Consider the following 25789-nt stretch of genomic DNA (forward strand, 5'->3'; position numbering starts at 1 on the left):
AGCATTAAGCTCATCCGTTAACGCTCTTTACGCTGTACCACCAACGGTTAAACGATCAATTTTCAATGTAGGTTGACCCACACCTACCGGCACACTTTGGCCATCTTTACCACACACGCCCACGCCTTTATCTAATGCTAAATCATTACCGACCATTGAAATTAACCCCATGGCTTCTGGACCGTTACCAATTAAGGTCGCACCTTTAATGGCTTGTGTTACTTCACCCTCTTCGATTAAGTAAGCTTCTGAGGCTGAGAATACAAATTTACCCGAGGTAATATCCACTTGTCCGCCGCCAAAATTCGGTGCGTAAATACCTTTTTTAACTGACTTGATAATGTCGGCTGGGTTAGATTCTCCGGCATTCATATAGGTATTAGTCATACGCGGCATAGGTAAATGTGCATATGATTCGCGGCGACCATTACCTGTTGGCGCTTGGCCCATAAGACGTGCATTGAGCTTGTCTTGCATGTAACCTTTTAAGATACCGTTTTCGATTAAGGTCGTCTTTTGGCTTGGGACTCCCTCATCATCAATACTCAACGAACCACGACGATTCTCCATGGTGCCATCGTCGACAACTGTGACTAATGTTGAGGCGACTTGCTGACCAATTTTACCGCTAAATGCACTGCTGCCTTTACGATTAAAATCGCCTTCTAAACCATGACCTACTGCTTCATGCAATAACACGCCAGGCCAGCCATTACCGAGCACGACGGGCATTTCGCCAGCAGGTGCATCAATCGCATGAACATTAACCTGAGCTTGGCGCACCGCTTCACGAGCAAATTCAAAACTAAGTGGTAAACCCGCCTCATCAGTGGCTAAAAACACACTGTAGTCATGACGACCACCACCACCGGCGCTGCCACGCTCACGCTTGCCTTTATCTTCTAAAATGACGCTGCAATTAAAACGCACTAATGGACGAATATCGGCGGCTAATGTCCCATCGCTAGCGGCAATTAATATCTCTTCATGCACACCAGATAAACTCACTACGACTTGAATAATTCGACTATCGAGGCTGCGAATATAGGCATCGGTTTGCTTGAGCAAATCGATTTTTTTTACTTCATCCATCGCTGCAATAGGATCTGCACTGTCATAAAGCTTATGAGCAGTTTGACGAGTAAATGCTTTGACTTTGTGTTGTTCACCCGCGCTAGCAATACCCCGTGCGGCTTTAGCTGCAGCATCTAATGCTGCTGGTGTAATCTCATCTGCATAAGCAAAACCGGTTTTTTCACCGGTAATGGCACGCACACCCACACCACGTTCAATGTGAAAGCTGCCTTCTTTTATAATGCCATCTTCTAGTACCCAAGACTCATGACGACAAGCTTGAAAATACAGGTCTGAAAAATCAATATTGTGTTGATGAATGATATTTAAGTAACCCTGTAGTCCATCTAAGGTTAATCCATCTTGCAATAAGCTTTGCTCTACTTGAGTTAAAAATGGCATTCAAATTCTCTTTTATTAATAGCTAACGCGTAGTGCGAATGAGGTCTTAAGCGCCCACCTAAACAGGGGTTAATTGCGGCGCAACGAAACGATTATGGCCGATCACCGGCATTTGTTGGCGTATACGTTGTAGCTCACTGAGCTCAACCTTGGCTTGTGCCCAACCGCACTCGGTGGCACGTTCGGCAATGACTCTACCCCATGGGTCGACAATCATGCTGTGGCCCCAGGTTTCTCGGCTACCTTGATTATGCTGGCCCCATTGACCTGCACCCAATAAATAGCATTGAGTTTCGATGGCCCGAGCCTGTAATAATACTTGCCAGTGTGCCTCTCCGGTCACTTTAGTAAAAGCTGAAGGTAGTGCAATATAATCAGCTCCCGCTAAACGCAGTGCCCTAAACAAATCGCCAAAGCGAATGTCGTAACATATGGCTAAGCCTACTTTACCAAAAGGCGTATCAACAACACACAGGTGATCGCCGGGATGAAAGGTGTCACTTTCACGGTAGGTTTTAGTACCGTCGGCAACATCTACATCGAATAAATGCAGTTTATCGTAATGACCTAGGGTGACGCCATGATCATCAAAAAAATAACAGCGACTGAACACTCTGCCATCATCGGCGCGCATCGGAATAGTGCCGGCAATTAAATACACTTGGTATTGCTTGGCCATATTAGCTAATGCCGTTTTCAGCTCGCTTTGGTGTTCACTGCCAGCATATTGTAATTGCTGGCTCTCATGGCCACCAAACAATAAACAACACTCAGGCAATACCACCAATTGAGGCTCGCCTAGTTCACGCGGTAATAGCTTAAGCTGCGAGTCGATAAAAGCTAGGTTGGCTTGAACGTCGCGACTGCTCTGGCATTGTAATAAGCTGATTTGCATATTGTGCTCCTTGTAGCGTAACGACATTGCTTATATTTGTGTTTGCAGGTGCTACTTTGGTTGGTTCGTTAGCGCTGGATTGTACGTCTGGTACTACGCTGTCACTAACTTTATCTTTGGTGTTTGAGCTTACACCTTCAACCGCATCAACACTGGTTTCATCTGGTTGTGGCAAAATAGCCTTTGGAATTTCAATCTCTTTACTCTTGCGCTCTAATTCTTCTAACTCAGGATTGTCCATAGTGCCGGTAACCCGAAAACGAATTTCAGAAATCACTTCAATTACCGGTTCTAACACTTTGGTTAATGCAAATGCCCCTAAACCTAATGTCCATGCGCTAGTGCTCAGCAAGACCACTGTGGGGACGCTCGAGGCTAATTGCGGCACAAAGCGAATATCATAATTTAAGCTTTGGGTCGTTAAGTCGGTATATCCCCTCACTTTCATATTACCGGCGATAGCATCCATTTCGGTATCGGTGGTTTTTACCACACCGTTATCAATGGTCACATTGCCCGCAAAAGTATTAAAATAAAGCCCTTGACCAAACACGTCTGAAAAATCTAACGACAATTTACGCAGTAATGAGTCTAAGCTAAACAATGAAAATACTCGCGCGCCTTTATCGCTGATTTCCGATAAATACCCTTTGCCTAAGTCGAACTTGATTTGACCATTTAAGGTGTCGAGCGAAAAGTGATAGGGGGCTGCCTCCCATGATACTTTACCACTGAGATCTAAGGGCGCATCTTTGAGACCGGGATTAATGCCTAGCGTGGTCGATAACTCGTCGAAGTTTTCTGCCAGCAGTTTGACATCAAACTCAGTGCTGTCGACACCCTCATTCAATGACCATAAACCATCGGCCTGTAAAGACAGTGTTGGTTTAGTTAATGATAGCGTTTGGAACTGATAACCTTGCTCAGTTGGTACACCTTGTAGTACCAAATGCCCTAAAGAGAGGTCATAAACACTAAAATCATCAACATCAATGGCTAGCGTTGGTATTTGATCTAGCATGCTAGTTTTACTAGCAACATCAACAGGCTCACTTGCCGTTGCGGCTTGAGTAGTCGGTGATAGATGGAGTTTATTTGCCACCACTTTTATGCCTTGCTCGCGCCAATTTGAGTAAAAATCGATTCGGCCGTCAAACTGCTCAGATATCGCATCAAAACGCCATACGTATTCCGTTGGCTCGGCATCAAATTGTAATTGGTCAAACGACTGGCCTAATACATTTAGCTGAGCAACATTGGCATGGATCCCAACGAGTGGAGGAAACGCAGCTGGAACAGGGATATTACTCGCAGTTGCTAAGGTGGTGTTGTTTATAGTGGGTAATTCGGTATCAGTTAAAATCCTGTCTCGTACTGATGAAGCGATGACTTCAGGTTCAGCAGCTGAACTAAAACGTTTTATCAGTGGTAACCATTGCGCTAACTCAACTTTTGGTAAATCGAGGTGTAAATGGCCATATTGCTTTCTGAGCTTGTCACCTAATTTAAAATGACGACCTACCATCACATCGTAAAACGCCAAATGGCCATTATTTTCGGCGTTAAATCCGCCCCAAAACTCAACATCGTTACCAAGTTTAATGCTCAGTGATGACTGTTTATTGTCGCCAATGAGATCGGCACGTAGTTTTTTAGGCTCGTCTGCTGATTTGGCATAAGGTGTGGGTAAATCCAGTGCGACACCGACTAAGTCTGAATTGGCCGATACCTGTAAACTGTAACCGCTTGGGTCAAAAATCATTGTCAATGCGCCATCCCAATCAAGTTCACCATGGTATAAACCTGTCATGGGGTTATTCAGTTGATTTGATAATGTATCAAGATCCCAGCGACCATTCATATTGACGTTTAAAGCAAAGTTATCATTTTGCTTACCTGTGCTTACACTAAAAATGAGCGGCTGTTTAAACAATGTTGCTTTGATATCTTTGGCTTCAATGAATTGATTGATAAAACTGACTTGTCCAGTTACTTTTTGTAAATCTAGGCCGGGACTCGCGATAAAGATAGGGTTATCAGCTAAATTAATCTGGCCTTTTATTAGTTGCTGCCCTCCATGATATAGCGGAATGGCTAAGTCTAAATTAATGCCAATAGGTTTTTTTATTTGCACGACATCTAATGTCGTACCGACAGACTCTTTGAGTGGTGATTGATTAATCACTTGAGTCGCGGCCTGGCCATCTGCGGTGATATCGGCTTCGACTTTTAATAATGATTCTTTACCAAGTTGCGCAATAGACACTTTTGCACCATCAACAACGACTTTACCTAACAGCCCTTTTTCAATATGCAAGTCCATTAAGGCATTTTCAAACAGTGCCGACAAGGTTAAGTCACTTACTGCTGGCCAATTAGGTTGGAATTTAAAATTACCTTTCTCTAACTCAAAATCTGCTTGGAATACGCCACTACTGTCTTGATATGGGTAACCGCTTAACTCACCGTGCCACACCACCTGAGCATTTTCGATATTGCCAGCTTGTAAGCCATCATTAAGGTAATCCACTAAACTTGGACTCATGGCCATTAACGGAAAATATCGCCCGGCATGGGCAACATCAAAAATACTCATATTGGCGGCTAACGCTAAATGTTTAGTCTCGCTTAGATCAAGGTTTACCCCTGCCTGCAATTCAATATCGGCATTGCTTAAGCTGATATTGGCAATCGTAAGGCGTTGCTTGGTGAAATCCATTCGACCATTAATTGCCTCACCTTGTAATGCCAGTGGATGACTAAAACTGTCACCAAAATCAAATTGGTAGGCTTGAGGTGGTAGCGCAAAATCAAGGTGATTATTAGCCCATGTAAGGTGTATATCAATTGGGTTTAAACCCGGAATTGCATCAAATGGTTGCCATTGTAATTGTTCAATATCTGCCGTGGCTATTAGTGGTTTTTGTACTTGTTTGTATAATCGAATGGGCCCTACAACCCCCTGAGGATTAAGTTGTTGCCAACTCTTAACTTGTTCTAGACCTAAATTGGGGATTAAAGGCAATAAAGGCGTTAATAATGGTGGGACAATTTGATTGATAAAACCAAAAAATTGCCCTTTTTGAGCACCAAAGGCCAGTGTTAATTGTGGCCATGCTTGCTCGTTAGTCGATAGTGCTAAATCGTTACTGTGTATTTCCCAACCACCTTGCTCAGGTGTCCACTGCAATACTCCTGAATCAATAGCAAATTTTTGCAAACTATCACTATCTCGCCATTGCAACCAACTCGGTTTAAATATCAATACACCATCACGCAGTTTACGGTTAGCAAACGTCATCCAGGCATCTAAATTTATAACGCCTTGAAACTCGATGTTGTCGGTGACTTGTTGAGTTTTGTGCTGACGAGATGCCCATTCACCCAAATCGAGCGATTCTGCAGACACATATAACTGCCCGTTAACGGACTCAGGCTGATAACCATCACCACTTAGGTCAATTCGAAGTGTCAGTTGTTCGTTGTTCGACTCAAGTTGATCAACATGAATAACCCCTTGTGCCCGGTGGCGATTTTGGCTGTTATGCCATTCAAGGTTATCAATAAAAATAGGCCGATAATCATGCTCACTACTCATTAATTGTAATGATGCATCTGTAATAGAAAAGTGAGCTAACTGCTCTAATAACAAGTGATAAAGCCAATCTAGATTTGCTTGTGGTTGGCTATTGTCGCTGACGCCATTGGCTGGCAGTTGGTCCAAATTTAATACCACTTTCACACCGTCAAATACCACTGTTTCAACTTGTGGACTAAGGGTAAAAAGAGACTGCCAAAAGTCGAGCTTAATGTGTACGTTTTGGCTGATAACCGTAATAGGCAGCAACTCTTGAGGAGGCAAATTTAAGTTTTTAATAGTCAGCGCTGGACCAAAAGCTTGCCATTCGGCATTCAATTCATCCATTTGTACCTGTAAATGATACTCAGAGTATAAATAGTTAACTAGCTCGGTACGCACTTCAGGAATATGCGGTAACAACCCACGAATAAGGCTAACAGCCAGTGCAAAAAGCACTAGCGTAATCGCCAATATTTGCCAACAGATCCTGTTGATAGTCGCTACCCGGGTTGTTGACACTACATCATCACCACATCATATTTGCTTTGAATGTATAAAGGTTCGTTTTGAAGGCGGATGCGTTTACCGATGTAAACTTCAAGTTCTGCCAATAAATGCGACTCTTCACCGCTAAAACTCATGTAAACCGCAGGCGAACAATACAATAAAAACTCGTCGGCTTTATAAGCTCGGTTTAAGCGAATAATTTCACGGAAAATTTCATAAGATACCGTTTCGATGGTTTTCATGGTCCCAGTACCTTGACACGATGGGCATTCGCCACAAACTACATGTTCAAGACTTTCTCGAGTCCGCTTACGAGTCATTTCAACTAAGCCCAAACCTGAGAAACCACTCACACTGGTTTTAACTCGATCAAGAGCAAGTGCAGCGTTTAAGCTTTCGAGCACCCTTGCCTGATGTTCTTTATTCAACATATCGATAAAGTCGATAATGATGATGCCGCCCAAATTACGAAGCCGCAGTTGTCTGGCTATGGCTTGCGTTGCTTCGAGGTTGGTATTAAAAATGGTTTCTTCTAAATTACGATGACCAACAAACGCGCCAGTATTGATATCGACAGTAGTCATGGCTTCGGTTTGGTCGATAATTAAATAACCCCCCGACTTAAGCTCAACTTTACGCCCTAGTGCGCGCTGCACTTCGTTTTCGACATCGTATAATTCAAAAATGGGGGCAGGGCCTGCATAGTGCTCAATTTTGTCAGCTATTTCTGGCATAAATTCTTGAGCAAACTGCTGTAACTCAGCATAAGTACGGCGTGAATCGACCTGAATATGATCAAGCTCTGTGCCAACAAAATCACGAATAATCCGCACAGGTAATGCCAGATCTTGATAGAGTAACGTGGCACCTTTGCGTTTGCGGCGCTCACTAACTTTAGCCCACACTCGACGTAAAAATGCCGCATCTTGTGCTAGTTCATCTTCACCAATATTTTCTGCTGCAGTGCGAATAATAAATCCGCCGTCATCGTCGACGTACGGTAAAGTGATATTTTTAAGGCGTTGGCGCTCTTCTTCAAGCTCAATACGTTGCGACACCCCCACATGGCTAGATCCAGGCATGAACACTAAATAACGTGACGGTAAGGTAATGTCGGTGGTGAGGCGAGCACCTTTGGTACCAAGCGGGTCTTTAACCACTTGCACCATAATATCTTGTCCTTGGCGAACCAGTTCGGCAATGTCACGCACCACAAAATTGCCTTTTTCGACATCGGCAACACATTCGGTATGAGGAACGATATCAGAGGCATGTAAGAAAGCAGCTTTGTCTAAACCAATATCCACAAATGCAGCTTGCATACCTGGTAGCACGCGACTAATTTTGCCTTTGTAAATATTACCCACCAAACCGCGCTTCATGCGGCGCTCGATGTGGACTTCTTGCAACACACCATGCTCGACTAATGCAACACGCGCTTCGGTTGGCGTAACATTGATGAGTAGTTCTGTGCCTTTTTTACGTTGTGCTTTTATGTTCATAGGCCACCTGTATTCAGGTCATGCTCCAATCGTAATATTGACAGCAGTTGCGCCACCGTATGAAGACCGATTAAAGCAAAAGGTTAAGTTTGCTGCATCATGCAGGCTAATAATTCTCGTGTTTCAACTAACGGTAAGCCAACTACTGCAGAATAACTCCCAGTAATAGACTTAACAAAGCAGCCACCCAAAGCTTGAATACCATAAGCACCCGCTTTGTCCATAGGCTCGCCTGAGGCAACATAAGCATCGATGTCTGTGGCTGATAATTCGCAAAAGCTGACTTGAGTACGGCAAAGGCGATTTAAAGTGTGCTTGCCATCGGTTAACGCTACAGCGGTCATCACTTCATGTGTGTTGCCAGATAATAAGGTTAACATGCGTTTAGCGTCGTCAGGATCGACAGGTTTGCCTAAAATAACGCCGTTAAACACCACAATCGTATCTGAACCTAGCACTTTTGGCTGACTAAGCTGTGCACTTAATGCCAGTCCAGCTTGAGCTTTTTCTATGGCGAGCCGACACACATAATCAGCAGCTAACTCATTGACCTTAGGTGTTTCATCTATATCAGGCGCGACAAGTTCAAAGCTAAATTCTGTAAAACTAAAGCCCGCTTGCGCCAGTAATTCTTTTCTTCTTGGTGAAGTTGAAGCCAGTACCCAAGTCATGTTTACTCACTCTATTGATGCCATTAAATCAGGGGGCCTGATTAACGCACTTTATATCGACGGCGTATATTGCGTAAAATCCAAAATACCCACCACCAAATAAATAAACTCGACACGGCAGGTAAAAACATATTGAAATCAAACGGTGTAGCGCCAACAACCACAAACTGCACCCAGAATATCACGGCATGATAAATACATATCAAGGTTGCGATAACAAGCGACTGTTGCCAGCGAGGATAGTTACGAAGGCGCTGGCAAATTAGCACTACAATGTAAATAACCAAAGACAATGCTAGTGAGCGAATACCTAACGTCGCGCCCAACAACACATCGAGCATCACCCCAAGTATCCACGCGGTCAGGATACTGTATCTATGTGGTAGTGCCATTGCCCAATATACCATGACCATTAATAGCCAATCTGGTCGCCAATTTTCTACCATGCTCGGCAACGGCATAATTTGAAACATCATCCCAATAAATATCGTTAGCCACACCACTAAGCGGCCGCTGGCGATGTGCGCACTCATTGGTTCACCTCATTAGTTGGCGTTGACGGTGAAACGGGTTGGTTTGCTGCATTATTGCTTGCTGGGTTTAGCGTTGGCTGATTTGTATTCGGCGCGCCCACTGAATTAGAGGTTGTATTAGGGGTTATATTATTCGCAGCCGGATCGGTTCCAGTTGTTGGTGATGTAATGGTTTGTGTGGTTGGTTGCTCGCCATTAACTGGCACGATATTTTGCGGCACATCAGCAGGATCGGTTGCAACAACGCCGACCAAGTCAGCTGGTAACGTAAATGGTTTAGTTTCATCTGGCCAAATCAATAACACATAACGAATGCGGTCTAACGCCGCTAACGGTTGAGCATTAATCACCGCATAGCTTTGCCCATCGTCACGAGATACACTAATCACCCTCGCCACAGGATAGCCTTCAGGAAATCGATTTCCTAAGCCTGACGTTACTAATAAATCACCAGCAATAATGTCTGTACTTTTAGCCACATGGCGCAGTTCTATTTGGTCAATATCGCCTGTACCATTAGCAATAGCACGCACATCATTACGTGTAACACGAACCGGAATACCATGAGTCGTATCAGACACCATTAATACGCGGCTGGTGAATTCACTGACTTCAATAACCTGCCCGACTACCCCTTGCGCATCAACCACTGGCTGACCAACATAAACGCCAGTTTGTGAACCATGATTGAGCACCACAAACTGACGAAACGGATCACTGGCCACTTCCATGACCTCGGCAACCACTTTGCGTGAATCCATGTGAACAGGAGAACCGAGCAATGCGCGTAAGCGTTCATTTTCTTGGCGGACATGCTCAAAACGCTGCAAGCGTTCAGACATCATCAATTGTTGACGTAACAGTTCTTTATTTTGTAATTCAAGCATATTACGAGTGGCAAATGCTTCAGCAGACCAATCTAGCATCACACCTGGTACATTGGCTAAATATTGTAGAGGACTTAATATTGAGGAGAGCGATTGGCGGATAGGGTCAAGGCGATGATTAGAAACAAGCAAGGCCACCGACAATATTATTGCCAGTGTCAATCTAAATTGATGAGAAACGCCACGAACGAAAATTGGTTTCATAAATTGTGCGTGGCTCTGTTAGGGCATAATACGGTTAACAAAGCCACTGTGCAGTTAATCATTAATTCTCTTCAGAGAATAAATCACCGCCATGCATATCGATCATTTCAAGCGCTTTACCACCACCACGAGCCACACAAGTTAACGGATCGTCGGCAACCATAACTGGAATACCGGTTTCTTGCATCAGCAAACGGTCTAAGTCACGCAATAGTGCACCACCGCCGGTTAACACCATGCCTCGCTCTGAAATATCTGATGCTAATTCTGGAGGAGATTGCTCTAAAGCCACCATGACTGCACTCACAATACCAGATAGCGGTTCTTGCAGTGCTTCTAATATTTCGTTGCTGTTCAAAGTGAAGCTTCTTGGAACACCTTCTGCAAGGTTACGACCACGCACTTCGATTTCAAGCACTTCATCACCAGGATAAGCGGTACCGATAGTATGCTTAATACGTTCAGCTGTCGCTTCGCCAATTAAGCTGCCGTAGTTACGACGAACATAATTGATAATCGCGTCGTCAAACTTATCGCCACCAATACGTACAGATGATGAATACACCACACCGTTTAACGAAATGATTGCCACTTCAGTAGTACCACCACCGATATCAACAACCATCGAGCCCGTTGCTTCTGACACAGGAAGACCTGCACCAATTGCAGCAGCCATTGGCTCTTCAATTAGGTAGACTTCACGTGCGCCAGCGCCCATTGCTGATTCGCGAATTGCGCGGCGTTCAACTTGGGTTGCACCAACAGGTACACACACAAGTACACGTGGACTTGGGCGAAAGAAACTGTTGTTGTGGACTTGTTTAATAAAATGTTGAAGCATTTTTTCAGTCACATAGAAATCGGCGATTACACCATCTTTCATTGGACGAATTGCTTGAATATTACCAGGCGTTCGGCCTAGCATTTGTTTTGCGTCTCTACCCACAGCAGCAACTGACTTTGGCCCATTGCTATTGCGTTCGCCACGAATGGCAACTACTGAAGGTTCGTTTAGCACGATACCTTCATCGCGAACATAAATAAGAGTGTTTGCCGTACCTAAATCGATCGATAGGTCGTTAGAAAAAATGCCGCGCAGCTTTTTGAACATGTATCAGGCCTGTATTCTGTGAAGTCAGAAGAAAGAAAAATCAGGTAACTTTATCAATGACACCCCTATTCTACAAGACCGAACAGGTTAACAATTGCTAATCTGGCGTTTTTTTTTTCAAAAGCCTGTAAAAAAACCATAATCGCTCACATTTAACGCTAAAAAGCATCAAACAGATGCTTTATCATTCAGATTATTGGCCAACTTCACGCCAGTAAATGATCCGATCATGGCCTCGATAACGACCAAAGAAAGCACTTGCTCTTGGGTCATACTGTACTGTTGCGCTGGATTGATCCCAATTCCAATACCATTTGAGCCAATCATCAACTTGCAGCGGTGCAGTAACTTGTCCTCGATACGCATCAGAACCTGTGTTTTGCCACAATAACGTAAGTAAGCCATTATTGACTAAACTGCCACCATCACTGCGTATTACCGTTTGGCCAGTCGTTAATAACGGAGAGTAGACCTCTGAGCCATCGAGAGGATCGGTCACTTGAGTACAACTGTCATTAATATTGGTAATCCAGTCACTACCATTCCAATATTGGGCATACGTTGGCATACGCAAAATTTCATTTTCAGGGCCAAAAGTATTATCCATTACAACTCTGCCATGACGAAAATCTTGAGTCGACAATAATTTAGCATTGCAATTATTGCTGTCACTACAGATCGCGTTAGTATCTGCTCGCATATCAGGCGAGGCAACAAATGACACATTGCCATCGTTATCGACAACCTGAACACCAATATCTAATTGACCAAAAGGCCCATCAACACCAGGAGCAAGAGTACGACTCAGATTCGCTTGATACGTTATGCCAACACTCGCCTCACCTAAACTCCATGAACTCGCATCAATAGGTAAAGCACTTAATCGGCTGCTCAACTCAACACCATCATTAGCATTTTCGGCAACCAAACTGGCACTTGCTTTGGCAAAGCTGCCTTGATAATTTTGAGTAGTATAAGTACCTGTATTATGTGCGCTTAAAGTAAGTGTTAATCCAAAGGGCTGATCCATATAGGTAAAACTACCGCAACTTGGCAACACACTGGAGCTTGTAACCGTAAATCGGTCTGGCACAAATCGACCTATACTGGGTGATATTGCCAATGGGATGTCATAAAAACTAGAGCCTAAATAACTACTTGGAGGATTAGCCGTAAAGTTAAAAACCCCCACTTCACTGACCGATTGAGAAACAGTATTACTGTTTGTTGCTTCTGCCACCTGGTTATACTGTGATGACCCAACAGCTCCTAATACACCGCCCGAAGGTGCCACTAATTGGTGACTTAAGACTATATTATTGTGGGCATAATTAGGCGTATTGGTGTTATCGCAATAATTAGTATCAGAGTCAGACTGCCAAGCTTTACCTTGAATAATCAAATCAAACGATTCACCAGCCTTTTTGTATACATTACAGCTACTGTTACCCGCCGAGCATTGGGCGCTATCATCTTTAGGGGTAATGCATAACCCCACTGGGAAGCTCACAAATGAGTCGGAACCCAACATAACTAAACCAGCTTCATCGCCAGTACCGGTGTACTGAGCATCGAGTTGCATATTGCCTGCATCAGGGTAGTTAACATCAATATTGGCCTTGCCAGTGGCGTCAAAATTTAAGGTAATGCTGGTTGCTGCCGAGCTTTGTTTGCCCACAGTAGTACTGTTAACGGTTATTGATTGACCGTTAATTGGCGTAATGGGCTCCAGGTACGTGCTCCAAAAACTGACATCTTTACTTGTGTCTGCAAAGGTAGGTACACATTGAAGCGTATCATCTGACTTTTTCACAGCACTGATTGAAATATTACCCGTGGGTTTGTTTGCTAGCTTGTCTGGTACATCAAAAATAAAACCACTGTCGGCAAAGACTAAATCACAGTTTGCAGCCGTTGCTGAGCCGCCATTAATACGGCAAAGGGTTTCACTAAACGCTTTCGTACTTGGGGTTGAACCTGTCACATCAAGTGTCACTGTACCGGCTGTATTACTACGTAACTGTAAATCTGACTTTTCACCACCGCTAAACGTAACGGAATTGCCCCCCACCCAGCCGCCGCCACCCGTAACGGTTGCAGGGCTTAGGGTCGCGGTAACACTGTCATTAACCGTCTCTGTACAATCTGCATTAGCACAAGCTTTTATCGATAACGTTTTTGGCGTACACGTTAGTCCTGTACCTGAATACGAATACTCAAAATGATCAATTTGCACACCGATGGGGCTAGATTTCAATGCACATATTTCAACATTATCAATTTCATGAATATTCGTTGCTCCGCCTGTAGACCCAGTTAAAGACAATAAAAAACTTTCAGGTAAAGCGGCTTGGCTAGTAAAAGACGCAGCATCAAATTCTGAAATAAGTTCAACAAATCCACTGCCGCTATCGCGTTCAACTTTGACTAACGATTGACTGGCAATTTGTGAGTCAACAGTGATCCGATATCGATGCGCTGGAGTGACATTATTTTTATCGATAGTTGGCGATAAGCAGTCGCCACTCGTATTGGTAGTGCCATTTGAACAAGTACCGCGTAAATAAGGATAACCAGATGTACCTGAGCCAGATCCTCTAATAGCAACCGATTGTTTACGACGCCCAGGGCCACCAGAGCCACCTTCTCTTGAAAAATTACCGTATTCGTCAATACCAAAACCTAACCAACCACCCGCAAAACCATTTTCGTTTGAGCGAGCGCCATAACCTAAAGGTCCACCATAAGCGCCTGCTTGAGGGGTAATCGTGCTATCAGACAACACAAAAGCAATACCATCTGCACCGGTGCCGTTATAAGCATAATGATCAAATTCGATGGTGACGAAATTGTCTGTTGCAGGGAAAAGGCGTTGGTAAGTTGACGAAGTGGCTTGACTCGTTACCGCTTGAGTCACTTGTAAACGATTACTCACAATGGATGGCGTAAAGCTGCCTCGACTAGTGGAAACAACCCAATCATCCCCAAGATCTGTACGATCAAAATTATCCTTAAAACATTGGAATACCGGCTCAACGTTTTCAAAAGCAACAAAGCTGTAATTCTCCCAGCGATGTTTACGGTCACTATCTTTATAAGTATCTTCATCAATAACCATGCTCACTGTGCTGTTTGTTAGCACGCATCGACGCAGCCAGCCACCATCACCACCTAAGCGACTATTCTTACCTGCTACCAATGTGGGAATATCAGTAAAGCCTTTTAAAGGCGTGGTATAACTACATTGAGAAGTAATATCTTCGGTACCATTAGCAGTAAATGTTTGCGCTTGGCCAAAATGAAAATTTGTATCAACACCATTCAATATCATGGTACCGCTAGCCGCGTTCAACGATAAATAGCCAATGGTTTCATTTTCAATTTGGTTGTTATTTAAAACTCCCGGCAGACATTGTTCATTATTTCTATCGTAAACTTCAGACGTATCTAACCCAAGTTGAATCCCTGTACTCGTAGTTTCTGATGTACTGGTAAACCAACAATTATTATTTTGAGTTTGTATTTGGTTTAGCACCACATTTTGAGTCGAAGGCAAAGTCACAGGTGTATAAGGATCACTATTACCAAAGATGGCTTGATCATAATCAACCGAACCAGCAATTAATGTGATGTCGTCGGTTAAGTCATAGGTACCCGCTGTGACCGCAATCCAATGTATTTCGGGCATTTCAACAGATTTAACATAACGGTTACTGGGTGAATCAGGCTCTTTTTGAGACCAAGTGAAACCTTGTGGCGTTACGCTCTCAAGGAATACCGATGCGGGGCCATCACTGTTATCATCTTCGATGGTCGGCATTAAGAAAATTAACGGAGTGACATCATCAGGAAAAGCACTGTCAAAAGTGATGCTATTTGCCGTCGATTTACCGTATTGAATATGGAATGCTGTCTCTGTTGGGGCAGTATCAGTTATTGAAGATGTCGTATTCATTTCAAGGTAACGTGATGAGACTCGTCCCTTAATAGCAGAGCTAGCGTTTAATTTTAACCTTTCATTACTGTAAATGTTTGCAGTGACATCAGAAGTGCCAGTCAAATCTATATTGTTATAGCCAATTATTTTTAGATCGAACAAAGCCGCAGCATTAACGGTCGTGCTATTCAAATTAATATCGTTCTTAACAAAAATTCTTACATCACCGTTTAATACAACATTAGAATTACTATTAAGGGTTAGAGATTCAATAAAGTAATCCCCTTCACTAAGTACTAATGTCGCACCACTACCTATCGCTATCGATTTAAAGCGATATTCAGAAAGGATTGACGACATTGTTAATGTGCAAGCTGAATATAAACTCACACTATCAAATTGACTATTTCCATCTTGCCCTAAAGTTAAACTATCACTTGCATTACAGTACCCAATACTTCCCCCTCCCCCAGAACTAGCCTTAAATGCATTGTCTCCGGTTAAATCAAGACCAATTAAATCAATACCCGTTACTGTACAGGCACTATTTACACCTAATGAATCATTACAACTGTCACTTGGGACACTGGAGCTATTGATGGAACAAAATGATAAAATGCCACCGACGACACCGTTAATTTTGGCGCTGTTATAAAGCGCTAGTTGAGGAGCTGTAATACCAGTACAAGCTAAGGGATCTGGACTACCATATTGGTGATGACCTTGCGCAACATTGGCCCAAGTGACAGACTCATCGATAACCCCAAAGGCAAAAGTGTTACTTGCACATAATAATACACTCAAAGCAAACCAAGCTTTTTTTAGTCGTTTAATTCCCACGAGCTTCAACCTCCACTTGACGACTCACTCGTAAACACGTTGAGCTGCTCGAGTCTCCAGCACAATCACCGGTTTCGCATACCGCTACACTATTAATTCTATATTGAGTCACACCACTAGTGCTGGCAGCATTACAACTAATGCTAACTGTACAACTATGAAATCCAACCGCGTTATTGGGTGGCGACCAAGTTGAAGCCACATCGGTACACGTTGCTGCACTGCCACTGAGCGGAAATAACTGTGCTAAAGCGGCATCAGCACCACTGTTAGCACTAAACAATGCTCGCGTTCCCCACACTTCCATATTAACTGACTCGTCCGCATCACCAACAATACGAATTAAGCTCGCGGCAACCAGAAACATCACGGTTAACACAAAAATACCAATGATTAATGCGCTACCACGTTGAGAATGATGAGTTAACTTATGGTTAGGGAACATTCATCACCTGCACTTGATGTTGATATTGAAAAGTCTCACCATTAACCGCAAATAGAGGCTGCAAATGTACAATAGCATTAGTGACTAATGTCGCTGGGGTTAAAATAATGGCGGGGTTAACGGTTAAGTTATTGGTAACATTTTGCGCCATCAACACACCAGTCCCCATAACAGTCGGTGATGGTTGGCTCGATTGGTAACCATACTGTTGATAAAGGCGTAATTCCACATTGCCCGACGTAGAAACAAAACAATAACTTAATGGGCTGTCCGCTGCATATAAACGCTTTAAGGGCGAGGCTTCAGTAAAGCGCACAGATTGCGTTAAAGTGATGGTTAATTGATCGCCTGCTACATCGACGCTTTGTACTGTAAAGCGTTTTGCCGTTGCCCCTTGAGGATTGTAAATCTCAGCATTGGTTAGCGGGTAAATCAATACTGACTGACCAGCATTAATTGCTCGTATACTGTTAATGGCTGTGAGGCTATTGCGCGCAGCTTCGGGTATAAAAGGTGCGTCAAGGTAAGAAGTACTGGCTGAAATGGGCAGTAATTCAATACATTGATAACTGCCATCTGTGGCTGTGAGCACTCTGATACTGTTAGGCACTGCACGGCGAATGTCTCTGGTCATTCGTTCTATTCCAAAGCGGCTCTGACTCAACACCTGATCGACCGCGCTTGACTCAACAAAAATACGCGTACCAAAAATAACAAAGCCACTGACACCGACAATGACAATACCCAAAATCAAAATGACAGTGACCATTTCAATTAAAGTAAAACCAGCCGTTTTCACATGTGAATTCAATTGCATCAGTAATTACTCCTTACCGCTTGGTAAGTAATCACTTCATTGCTAGGTGTTGTAACATCTACTGTAATTAATTTTTCAGCTTGCGTTGTTGTATCAAGATAATTCACTGTGACAGACAACGTAAATCCTGGATAAGCGTCGGCATAGGTTTGGCTTGAATCGAGCATAATGCTCGATTCGCTCAATCCATGGTAATCATCCACATCATTAAATGCATCACGACTTTCACCATCATTGCCCATTGTTGCAGAGCAAGCTACTCCTGTAGGTGAATTACAGGCTGGCACGCCGCCATTGGCATTTGTTTGTTGATCATAACGCTTGCCCCAAATCTCATTCATGACCGAATGAGCAAGTTCAGCAGACTTTACCCGCTGCAGGGTAGCAGCAGCTCTGTCAGCTTGCGGATATAACATGCTGGTTAACATAACAATACCAATTGCAATGACCATCATGCCAATAACCAATTCGATTAAGGTAAAACCCTTAATGCGCAGAGTTTGATGACGCTGAAGCTTATTGAGCATAAATATACCCCTCTGACTCCACCGCGATTGCTAGGCTTTCATCCGCCACCGCATTAAAGCAATGACCAGAACATGCAGGAGAAATCATTCGCCCAAGGCTGTCAAAGGTAATCGAAAAGACTTGGCTCGCAGAACTGGCAAGTGCGATATAGGCACCTCCACTGAAAGTTTGCGGTTGCTCGGTGCGAAATGGGTTACTGCAGCTATTACCCACTCTGTCATTAAAATAACGCAAAGTATAACCGCTTGCGCTCACGTCGAGTTGGTAACATTGATCGGTATTTTGAATCGCTTTTAACTGTACATATCTGAGCTCGCTAATAAACTCATTACGCAGGGTGTAAGCACTATAGGATGAAGCAGAAAATAGACGCGGTAACACCGCCACGGCAATAATACCAATCAATATAATGGTGGTGACTAATTCAACTAGGGTAAAGCCAAGTTGAACCTTGCGCTGCAGACTCACGTAGATGATACCCTCTATTTCGCCACTAAACATTTTGACACTAGCCAAACTAAACCATAAGAGTGTCAGAGACTTATACTAGCCGATCCAGTATGGCAAAAACAGCCAATATTGTCTGCTTATTTGTGTATTGACTTGATAAGCTGTGGCTACAATGGTGGTTTTTTTAATTGATAAAAAACTCAAAAAAAAACCTGCCGAAGCAGGTTTTATTGTCTAGGTTTATATTAGCAGTTACCAGGATCTGATTCTGCTACATAAGTTGGAATTGTATTTGCGTCTGCAGCTTCTTCATAGACCAAAATACAAGTATCTGGGGCACCACGTTGGTAAATTGTAACTTCACCATCTGTTGTGTCATCAATAATCCAATCATTAGTACCGGTATCAACATCAGCAAGAGCATCAAATGTAACATCTAATGCCTCTTCTAAATCACTTTGTTTTGCTTTCATGTAGCCATAAACAATGTTCAAATCTTCAGCACCAGAACCAATATCTAAAGTTTCTGTTGCATCACCCTCTTTGCCAGCCAAAGCAGCCTTAGAATAAACTAGGGTATTTGCACCTTGAATTGCCGCTTTCATGCCGCTTAAAGCTGACACACGTGCATCACCCTGTAAGTTAATAAACTTAGGCGCTGCAGTTACCGCTAAAATACCGAGGATAATGATCACAACCACTAATTCGATTAACGTAAAACCTTGTTGCTTTTGCATATAAAAATACCTCTATTAAAATAAATCTCTATCCATTCATGAATGGATCAATCGACTTGGTGGTTAAAAATTAGTTATTGCTAAAAGCAACAACTTGTCCAGTACCTGGGTTGTATGTTACGCCTTTGGCACCAGAAGTCGTTAAATCTGGTGTTGGTGAAGCCACACCACTTGTGTCATCTAAAGCTAATGATGCAACTTGATGATATACACATACATCAAGGTTGTTGACGGTTACGCCATCAATACTGGTTGATGAACCACCAGCGCCACCTTGCACACTCACGGTATAACGTACATCGCTTGCATCTTGATTAACAAATACGTTTCTTGGTGCATTTTGTAATACCGAATCAAATACTTCTTGGCATCTCGCGTTTGTCATCGCTGTTGCGCTGGTGTTAGTTGTACCTGTCGGGAAACCAAAACGCGTATCTAATGATATGGTAGTGCCATCTAAAACAACGCTTGTGTTACGACGGCCATCAACTTCCCACTGTGCACGCACAAAACTCACTGCCGTGGCTAAACCGCCCGCCACACCATCAACACTGGCATCTTCGGCATCATCGGTAACATTTAAAAAGCGTGGAATTGCTGTCGCAGCTAATAAGCCTAAAATGACAATCACAATAACCAACTCGATTAATGAAAAACCTTGTTGTTTTAATTTCATATTACCTCACTCTTTTAAATGTTCTTATTAATAGACAAAAATGCTAATACGCCTATAACTTACATAATATTAGCAGCTTATTAAAATTTTAACGCCAGCGATAGCTTTTTTACTTTTCTGCCGATAAAAATATGACTCGCCCGCTTTGTAACTGATAACTTAAACTCGATTGATTAGGTGAAACGTAACGACACACCTTCTCTGTTTTTTGATACACAACGGTTAACGATAATTCAGTGGCGCTAGTCGCCAGCAATTGCTGCCAAAGTTGCTTACAGCCCTGGTCATCATAAGTGTCAACAATAGGCCAACCGTTAGGTGATAATTTAACCCAATTGTTTGTGCCTATTAAATCCGCTTCAGTATAATCTAATTGTGCTGAAGCGCTTAACTGTCCATTTTTTGACGATTCCGTGCCAGCATTACCCTTAGTGTTGGTAAGCACATTTGGTGCCACATCATACCAAGACAATAACATTTTATCGGGTCTGCCCGACGTTAACCACTGGCTGCGTACCATAGCTAAGACATTCAAAAGCCGATTATGTTCAAATGCTAAACTCTGGCTGGTTAAATTTGGCGCAGTGTTAATATAACGCGCCCCCAATATCAACAATACAATCAGTAGCACTATGATGGCGACAATTTTACCGTACACGCTAAGCAAATCATCATCGGCCTTTTGCTGACTTAACATAGTGTTATCCAATCTAGTGTGAACATCGTGAGTTTACCCACCTTTCACTACTTTTAGCATGTCCCACATAGGTAAATAGATACCTAGCGCAAGAATCAACACAATGCCGGCAACAAAACCAATTAAAATAGGCTCTAATTTTGCGGTTAGGTTTTTTAAATCGTAATCAACTTCACCCTCATAAAAATCAGCAGCATCGTTTAACAGCTGATCTATTTGGCCGGTTTCTTCACCCACCGCGACCATTTGCAATACTAATGGTGTAAATAGATGGCTAGCATTTGAAACTCTTAACATAGACTCGCCAGATTCTATTCCGCGGCGCATCCCGACAATTTTATCGTGCATATATGCATTATCGACCGCATCGGCAACCAAACTTAAAGCTTGTGTCATTGGCACGCCAGCACTGAGCATCATTGAAAAACTACGGCAGTAACGCGACAAGGTAGATCGTTCAATAATTGAACCAACAACCGGTATGTGTAACTTCCATAAATCCCACTGTTTTTCGCCCTTTTCGGTATGATGCCAATAACGAATACCAATAATGGTCCCCATCAAGATCACCAACATCAACGGCCAGTAATTCACAAACAGGTTTGAGGTGGCAATAAGTATTTTGGTTGCCCAAGGTAAATCAGCGCCAAAACGCGAAAACATATCCGCAAACTTAGGAATAACCATAATATTAAGGATAACCATCGCGATGGTTATCGCTATCAGCACAAAAATCGGATAACGCATTGCCGCTTTAATACGTCGACGGGTTTCTTGTTCGCGCTCGATGTAATGCGACAGTTGAATAAAAGCATCTTCCAATTTACCCGTGTTTTCACCAACATGGATCATTGAAACAAATAGAGAATCAAATACATCAGGGTGCTGGTTCATTGATGACGATAAAGGCCGACCTGATGTTAACTGCTCAGAGATATCATCTAGCGCATGCTTCATTCGCTGCGAGTGAGTCGTTTCAGATAACCCAGCTATAGCACGTAAAATAGGAATGCCAGAACGTGTAAGCGAGTACATTTGTCGAGTGAAAATTTGTAACTCTTCTAACGACACTTTGCTCTGAAACAACGCCATAGAAAACGATTGCTTAGGCTTAACTTCATTGAGTTCTAACGGAATAATGCCACGCGACAACAATATATCTGCCGCAGCACTCTCATTTGCAGACTCTAGCAGTGCGGTTACCGATTTACCTTGCGCATCACGACCACGGTATTGATAAGTAGGCATAATTACGCCCCAACGCCAGGCTGATTAACTAAGTCTGCTGATAATGCCATGTTTGACTCAGTGACATCTTCGACTAACTTAGCCACCTCTTCTAACGTGGTAGTCCCTTGCAATAAATATTCCATTGCCGAATGGGCCAAAGGGATAAAGTTAGGACTACGCAAAGCTGCACGGGCAAAGTCTTGTGGGTTACCGGTGCGCATAGCATCTATCATATTTTCATCGAGTTCTAAAATTTCAAAAATACCAATTCGACCTCGATACCCTGAGCCATTACACGTTTGACAACCACTACCGACTTTAAAAGTCGCACTGTGAATATCTTGCTTAGTGACACTAGACAACCAGCTGCGCTCTGCTGCCGTAGGTTGGTAGTCGACAGCGCAATTGTGGCAAACTCTGCGCACTAATCGCTGGGCAATAATTACTCGCAAGGCACTCGCAACTAAGTAGCTTGCCGCGCCCATATCAAGTAGTCGCAAAGCACTGGTTACCGCATCATTGGTGTGCAAGGTTGATAATACAAAGTGACCGGTTAATGCGCCTCGTAAACCAATTTCAACGGTTTCTTGGTCACGCATTTCGCCCACCATGATGATATCGGGATCTTGGCGCAAAGTGGTACGCAGTACATTCGAAAAGTTTAAGCCAATTTTGTGATTTACTTGCACCTGATTAATACGCGGTAATTGATACTCTACCGGATCTTCCACAGTAATGATCTTTCGATCTGGTGTGTTTAATTCACTTAAAATACCGTACAAGGTCGTGGTTTTACCGCTGCCCGTAGGTCCGGTAACCAATAACATGCCGTGAGGGCGTTTAATTTGTTTACGAATACGCGCCACAATGTGCGGTGGCATACCGGTTTCATCTAAGGTGCGTAAACCCGTGGTTTGATCTAATAAACGCATTACCACCGATTCGCCATGATAAATTGGCATGGTCGACATACGCACATCGATTTTATGACCTTTAATTTCGATATGAAAACGGCCATCTTGTGGCATACGCTTTTCTGATATATCCAGGCCAGCCATGAGCTTAAGACGAAGTACTAATGCAGAGGCAATATTCACTTCACTTAGTGTATTTTCATGTAATTGACCATCAATACGCTGACGAATGCGCAGCACTTTTTCGCCTGGCTCAATATGAATGTCCGATGCCCGCATTTGCACTGCATCTTCAAAAATAGACTGCAACAACTTCACCACGGTGGTTTCGTTATCGGCATCGCCTTCTGTTAAGCTGCTAAGGTCGAACATGTCGTCGGCGGCATATTCTTCTTCAAGCTTGCCGGCAATTTCTGCAATTTGGCCAGTACGACGATATAAGTTATCAAATGCATCTAACAACTGTTGCTCTGGAGCTACCGCCAGCATTAATTGCTTAGGAGCGACCAACAACTCTAAGTTATCAATGGCTTGTAAATCGGCGGGGTCGCTCATTGCAATCAATACATGATCGGCACCGCTTTCAACCACTAGGGCACGAAAACGACGAGCTTGTACCTCAGGAAGAATGTTAACCACTTCTGCAGCAATAGGCCTACGGCTGATGTCTAAATAAGGTAAATTCAGCTGCTGAGACAAAAACTGCAGTAATTGATCTTCGCTAATACTCTTAAGGTCAATCAAGGTTCGGCCGAGTTTTTTACCGCTATTACGCTGTTCTGTTAATGCTTGCTGTAATTGTGCTTCGGTAATAATAAGCTCTTGCACCAGAAGATCACCTAAGCGCATCTTTAACTTTGGTTTCATCGGTTTTCTCCTAGCTGAGCTAATCGGGTTTCAATAAAATTCATGGCTGACATCGACAATCCTTCATAGCTTAGTGCAGAACGATAAGCTTGAGCTGCCGGGATGTATTTTTGTTGGGAATCTAACGCATACCCAAGCCCCATCCACCAGCGAGCCTGAGTCGATTCTGCTTGCAATAAATTGCGATAAGCTTGCTCTGCTAAGATGTAATCTTGATTACTTTGCGCTAACTCAGTTTGTGCCACCCATTTATCGCGAGACCAACTTGAGTTGTCTGGGATTGAAGCCAAAGTGATATTGGCACTATCAAAGGCTTTCATTTCAACTTGAATCCGCGCCAGAATGACATAAAACTCCCATTCCTGTGGAAACATACTAATGCCACTTTCCAATAAACGCATAGCAGTAGTGGTATTGTTTTGAGCATAATATATAGCCACCAGTTGCTTGCGGGCTTTATGTAAACTCGGCTGTAAAATAATGGCTTCTAAATAAAAACTGGCTGCATCATCGACATTTTGTACTTTTTCAGCATCAACCGCTTTACGGTACTGTAACTGCGCCATTTGAGTTTTGGTTAATACAACCTCTTTAACCGTCATGTCATTGGAGGCTGCTGTTGAAACGTCAGGCTTATCGCTGGCTACAATTTGTGACTGATTAGTTGTTGCTACAACACGATTTACATCATTAATATTTTTTGCTTTATCTGTTGAGGTTGAAGTTAACTTAGTTTTACTAATTACAGGTTCATCGGCTTGCTTTAAGGGCGTAGCCTCATTTGAAACTAACGCCACTGATGTATCCTGAGCAGCAACCATAGCGTCAGAAGCTCGCTCAGTAGGCTCTTCCTCGCTCACCGTTATCGCGGCAACACTCGCGGTTTTGGCTACGCCATTATCATTATTATCATTAACAGCAGTAGTTGTTGTTACGGAGTTACTGATTTGCGCATCTACACGCTCAACTTTGCTAATTTGCACTATTCCTGAAGTGCTAAGTTGCATATCACCAATAGGTTGAGCAGGCATATCTTCAGCGTTATCGTCTGCACTTCGAATTGCGGCATTTGTTACGCTCTGCTCAGCCAATTGCGGCTCAACCGTCGGGTCAATTTTTTGGTACATTGACACACCAAACCATGCAACAGGGATTAACAGCAGTAAACCAATACCGACGGCGATTAATGGCGAGCGAGACTTTTCAGTTGGATAATATTGAACTTGCGGACGAACAAACTCCCCCTTCGACTGGGAGGTCGCTGGGTCTGATTGCGCTGAATCTGGTTTTTCACGCTGTTCTAAATCTCGCAGCATTTTTATTATCACACTCATTAATACTCACTTATCCGTGTCAACCACTCACCACCTAAATCCATGAATCCCAGCATTAGCATCAATGTTAATAATAAAATAATCACTAGTATGCTAGAGCGTGAAAAACCTGAGCGTTCGGTTAAATTAATATCTTCAGTGTCACGTATTGCTGCTCGACAATGCTTGGTCGACACTCGTTGGCTCCCTTCTCCGTAACAAAGCAGTAAACTTTTATGCGCCAATATATTTACCAAACGTGGAATGCCTCGAGCGGCTTTAGCTAACAATTTAATATCGCTTACACCAAATAAATCAGGCCCTTGATAACCAGCAATGCTTAGCCGATATTGAATATAAGCGCGGATTTCATCCCAACTCAAAGGGCGTAAATGGTAACTAAACGTGATCCGTTGACGTAACTGTCTAAATTTAGCTTGTCCGAGCCGCTCATCTAACTCGGGCTGACCAAATAACACCACCTGCAACAACTTACGACTTTCGGTTTCTAAGTTCGTAAATAACCGTAATGCTTCAATACTGTCGTCGGGTAATGCTTGGGCTTCATCGAGCACTAACACAACATGAAAGCCTTGATGATTTAATTCGAGTAACCGTTCATGGATCAAACGAGTTAATTGTTGTTGATCGAGTTTATTAGGTAGCGCTAACCCTAACTCTGCCGCTACTGCAAAACGTAACTCTTTTGGTGTTAGGTATGGGTTAGGCAAATAAGCACAGTGATATTGAGTCGGTAAGTCATTCAATAATTTACGGCAAACTAATGTTTTCCCTGTTCCCACTTCGCCGGTTACTTTAATAAATCCCTCACCGGTCTCTAACGCGGTTTGCAACACTTGTAAGGCTTCTACATGGGGTGCTAAACCAAAAAAGAACCCTGTATTGGGCGTCAGCGTAAAAGGCAGCTGCGCCATGCCAAAGTGTTGCAAATACATACTTATTTACGTTCCA

At 43.2% G+C, this 25789-nt stretch carries 20 protein-coding genes; all 20 read right to left on the bottom strand.

From position 1 onward, the window contains the following. Positions 1-27: 27 nt before the first annotated feature. Entirely contained in the window at positions 28-1476 is a 1449-nt protein-coding gene (gene tldD, locus IEY40_RS11975) for a metalloprotease TldD (protein WP_188956436.1), read from the bottom strand. A 58-nt stretch (positions 1477-1534) separates the two neighbouring features. After that, positions 1535-2371, bottom strand: coding sequence for a carbon-nitrogen hydrolase family protein (locus IEY40_RS11980; RefSeq protein ID WP_188956438.1), 837 nt, complete (start codon positions 2369-2371; stop codon positions 1535-1537). Then, positions 2295-6470, bottom strand: coding sequence for a YhdP family protein (locus IEY40_RS11985; RefSeq protein WP_188956440.1), 4176 nt, complete (start codon positions 6468-6470; stop codon positions 2295-2297). Before IEY40_RS11985 ends, IEY40_RS11980 begins: the two co-directional genes overlap by 77 nt. Beyond that, positions 6470-7960: a ribonuclease G gene (gene rng / locus IEY40_RS11990; protein WP_160053599.1), complete on the bottom strand. Its 1491-nt coding sequence runs from the start codon at positions 7958-7960 to the stop codon at positions 6470-6472. Before rng ends, IEY40_RS11985 begins: the two co-directional genes overlap by 1 nt. Positions 7961-8043: 83 nt before the next feature. Continuing rightward, entirely contained in the window at positions 8044-8631 is a 588-nt protein-coding gene (locus IEY40_RS11995; RefSeq protein ID WP_188956442.1) for a Maf family protein, read from the bottom strand. 41 nt (positions 8632-8672) lie between these two features. Then, a complete protein-coding gene (gene mreD, locus IEY40_RS12000; RefSeq protein WP_188956445.1) occupies positions 8673-9164 on the bottom strand; it encodes a rod shape-determining protein MreD in 492 nt (163 codons plus the stop codon). Further along, the gene (gene mreC, locus IEY40_RS12005) at positions 9161-10255 is read right to left on the bottom strand and encodes a rod shape-determining protein MreC (protein ID WP_229777089.1); all 1095 of its coding nucleotides are present in this window, start codon (positions 10253-10255) and stop codon (positions 9161-9163) included. The genes mreD and mreC overlap by 4 nt, the downstream gene beginning before the upstream one ends. A gap of 61 nt (positions 10256-10316) precedes the next feature. Next, the gene (locus IEY40_RS12010) at positions 10317-11366 is read right to left on the bottom strand and encodes a rod shape-determining protein (RefSeq protein WP_188956447.1); all 1050 of its coding nucleotides are present in this window, start codon (positions 11364-11366) and stop codon (positions 10317-10319) included. Between the two features lie 193 nt (positions 11367-11559). After that, positions 11560-16143, bottom strand: a complete 4584-nt coding sequence (locus tag IEY40_RS12015) for a DUF6701 domain-containing protein (RefSeq protein WP_229777090.1) — start codon at positions 16141-16143, stop codon at positions 11560-11562. Next, positions 16133-16588 (bottom strand): MSHA biogenesis protein MshP, encoded by a 456-nt coding sequence (locus IEY40_RS12020; protein WP_188956449.1) that lies wholly within the window; start codon positions 16586-16588, stop codon positions 16133-16135. The genes IEY40_RS12015 and IEY40_RS12020 overlap by 11 nt, the downstream gene beginning before the upstream one ends. Beyond that, positions 16578-17405: a PilW family protein gene (locus IEY40_RS12025; protein ID WP_188956451.1), complete on the bottom strand. Its 828-nt coding sequence runs from the start codon at positions 17403-17405 to the stop codon at positions 16578-16580. The genes IEY40_RS12020 and IEY40_RS12025 overlap by 11 nt, the downstream gene beginning before the upstream one ends. Beyond that, on the bottom strand, positions 17405-17932 hold the full coding sequence (locus tag IEY40_RS12030; RefSeq protein WP_188956453.1) for a type II secretion system protein: 528 nt from the start codon (positions 17930-17932) through the stop codon (positions 17405-17407). Before IEY40_RS12030 ends, IEY40_RS12025 begins: the two co-directional genes overlap by 1 nt. After that, positions 17922-18434 carry a pilus assembly FimT family protein gene (locus IEY40_RS12035; protein WP_188956575.1) on the bottom strand — a complete coding sequence of 171 codons (513 nt, stop codon included), beginning with the start codon at positions 18432-18434 and terminating at the stop codon, positions 17922-17924. The genes IEY40_RS12030 and IEY40_RS12035 overlap by 11 nt, the downstream gene beginning before the upstream one ends. Before the next feature lie 194 nt (positions 18435-18628). Continuing rightward, positions 18629-19120, bottom strand: coding sequence for a type II secretion system protein (locus IEY40_RS12040; protein ID WP_188956455.1), 492 nt, complete (start codon positions 19118-19120; stop codon positions 18629-18631). 70 nt (positions 19121-19190) lie between these two features. Then, positions 19191-19796, bottom strand: a complete 606-nt coding sequence (locus IEY40_RS12045; protein ID WP_188956457.1) for a pilin — start codon at positions 19794-19796, stop codon at positions 19191-19193. A gap of 109 nt (positions 19797-19905) precedes the next feature. Then, complete coding sequence (locus IEY40_RS12050) at positions 19906-20493, bottom strand: MSHA biogenesis protein MshF (protein ID WP_188956460.1); 588 nt, start codon at positions 20491-20493, stop codon at positions 19906-19908. 33 nt (positions 20494-20526) lie between these two features. Further along, positions 20527-21741 carry a type II secretion system F family protein gene (locus IEY40_RS12055; protein ID WP_188956462.1) on the bottom strand — a complete coding sequence of 405 codons (1215 nt, stop codon included), beginning with the start codon at positions 21739-21741 and terminating at the stop codon, positions 20527-20529. Positions 21742-21743: 2 nt separating this feature from the next. Then, on the bottom strand, positions 21744-23504 hold the full coding sequence (locus IEY40_RS12060) for a GspE/PulE family protein (RefSeq protein ID WP_188956464.1): 1761 nt from the start codon (positions 23502-23504) through the stop codon (positions 21744-21746). Beyond that, positions 23501-24838: a tetratricopeptide repeat protein gene (locus IEY40_RS12065; protein WP_188956466.1), complete on the bottom strand. Its 1338-nt coding sequence runs from the start codon at positions 24836-24838 to the stop codon at positions 23501-23503. The genes IEY40_RS12060 and IEY40_RS12065 overlap by 4 nt, the downstream gene beginning before the upstream one ends. Then, on the bottom strand, positions 24838-25773 hold the full coding sequence (locus tag IEY40_RS12070) for an ExeA family protein (protein WP_188956468.1): 936 nt from the start codon (positions 25771-25773) through the stop codon (positions 24838-24840). The genes IEY40_RS12065 and IEY40_RS12070 overlap by 1 nt, the downstream gene beginning before the upstream one ends. Positions 25774-25789: the final 16 nt, after the last annotated feature.

The sequence above is a fragment of the Shewanella ulleungensis genome (genome assembly GCF_014648315.1).
GTDB lineage: Bacteria > Pseudomonadota > Gammaproteobacteria > Enterobacterales > Shewanellaceae > Shewanella > Shewanella ulleungensis.

Excerpts from the sequence above, each read along its gene's own strand:
- tldD (WP_188956436.1), bottom strand. The coding sequence starts at position 1,476 with ATGCCATTTTTAACTCAAGTAGAGCAAAGCTTATTGCAAGATGGATTA.
- IEY40_RS11980 (WP_188956438.1), bottom strand. The coding sequence starts at position 2,371 with ATGCAAATCAGCTTATTACAATGCCAGAGCAGTCGCGACGTTCAAGCC.
- rng (WP_160053599.1), bottom strand. The coding sequence starts at position 7,960 with ATGAACATAAAAGCACAACGTAAAAAAGGCACAGAACTACTCATCAAT.
- IEY40_RS11995 (WP_188956442.1), bottom strand. The coding sequence starts at position 8,631 with ATGACTTGGGTACTGGCTTCAACTTCACCAAGAAGAAAAGAATTACTG.
- mreD (WP_188956445.1), bottom strand. The coding sequence starts at position 9,164 with ATGAGTGCGCACATCGCCAGCGGCCGCTTAGTGGTGTGGCTAACGATA.
- mreC (WP_229777089.1), bottom strand. The coding sequence starts at position 10,255 with ATGAAACCAATTTTCGTTCGTGGCGTTTCTCATCAATTTAGATTGACA.
- IEY40_RS12010 (WP_188956447.1), bottom strand. The coding sequence starts at position 11,366 with ATGTTCAAAAAGCTGCGCGGCATTTTTTCTAACGACCTATCGATCGAT.
- IEY40_RS12020 (WP_188956449.1), bottom strand. The coding sequence starts at position 16,588 with ATGTTCCCTAACCATAAGTTAACTCATCATTCTCAACGTGGTAGCGCA.
- IEY40_RS12025 (WP_188956451.1), bottom strand. The coding sequence starts at position 17,405 with ATGCAATTGAATTCACATGTGAAAACGGCTGGTTTTACTTTAATTGAA.
- IEY40_RS12030 (WP_188956453.1), bottom strand. The coding sequence starts at position 17,932 with ATGCTCAATAAGCTTCAGCGTCATCAAACTCTGCGCATTAAGGGTTTT.
- IEY40_RS12035 (WP_188956575.1), bottom strand. The coding sequence starts at position 18,434 with ATGTTTAGTGGCGAAATAGAGGGTATCATCTACGTGAGTCTGCAGCGC.
- IEY40_RS12040 (WP_188956455.1), bottom strand. The coding sequence starts at position 19,120 with ATGCAAAAGCAACAAGGTTTTACGTTAATCGAATTAGTGGTTGTGATC.
- IEY40_RS12045 (WP_188956457.1), bottom strand. The coding sequence starts at position 19,796 with ATGAAATTAAAACAACAAGGTTTTTCATTAATCGAGTTGGTTATTGTG.
- IEY40_RS12050 (WP_188956460.1), bottom strand. The coding sequence starts at position 20,493 with ATGTTAAGTCAGCAAAAGGCCGATGATGATTTGCTTAGCGTGTACGGT.
- IEY40_RS12055 (WP_188956462.1), bottom strand. The coding sequence starts at position 21,741 with ATGCCTACTTATCAATACCGTGGTCGTGATGCGCAAGGTAAATCGGTA.
- IEY40_RS12060 (WP_188956464.1), bottom strand. The coding sequence starts at position 23,504 with ATGAAACCAAAGTTAAAGATGCGCTTAGGTGATCTTCTGGTGCAAGAG.
- IEY40_RS12065 (WP_188956466.1), bottom strand. The coding sequence starts at position 24,838 with ATGAGTGTGATAATAAAAATGCTGCGAGATTTAGAACAGCGTGAAAAA.
- IEY40_RS12070 (WP_188956468.1), bottom strand. The coding sequence starts at position 25,773 with ATGTATTTGCAACACTTTGGCATGGCGCAGCTGCCTTTTACGCTGACG.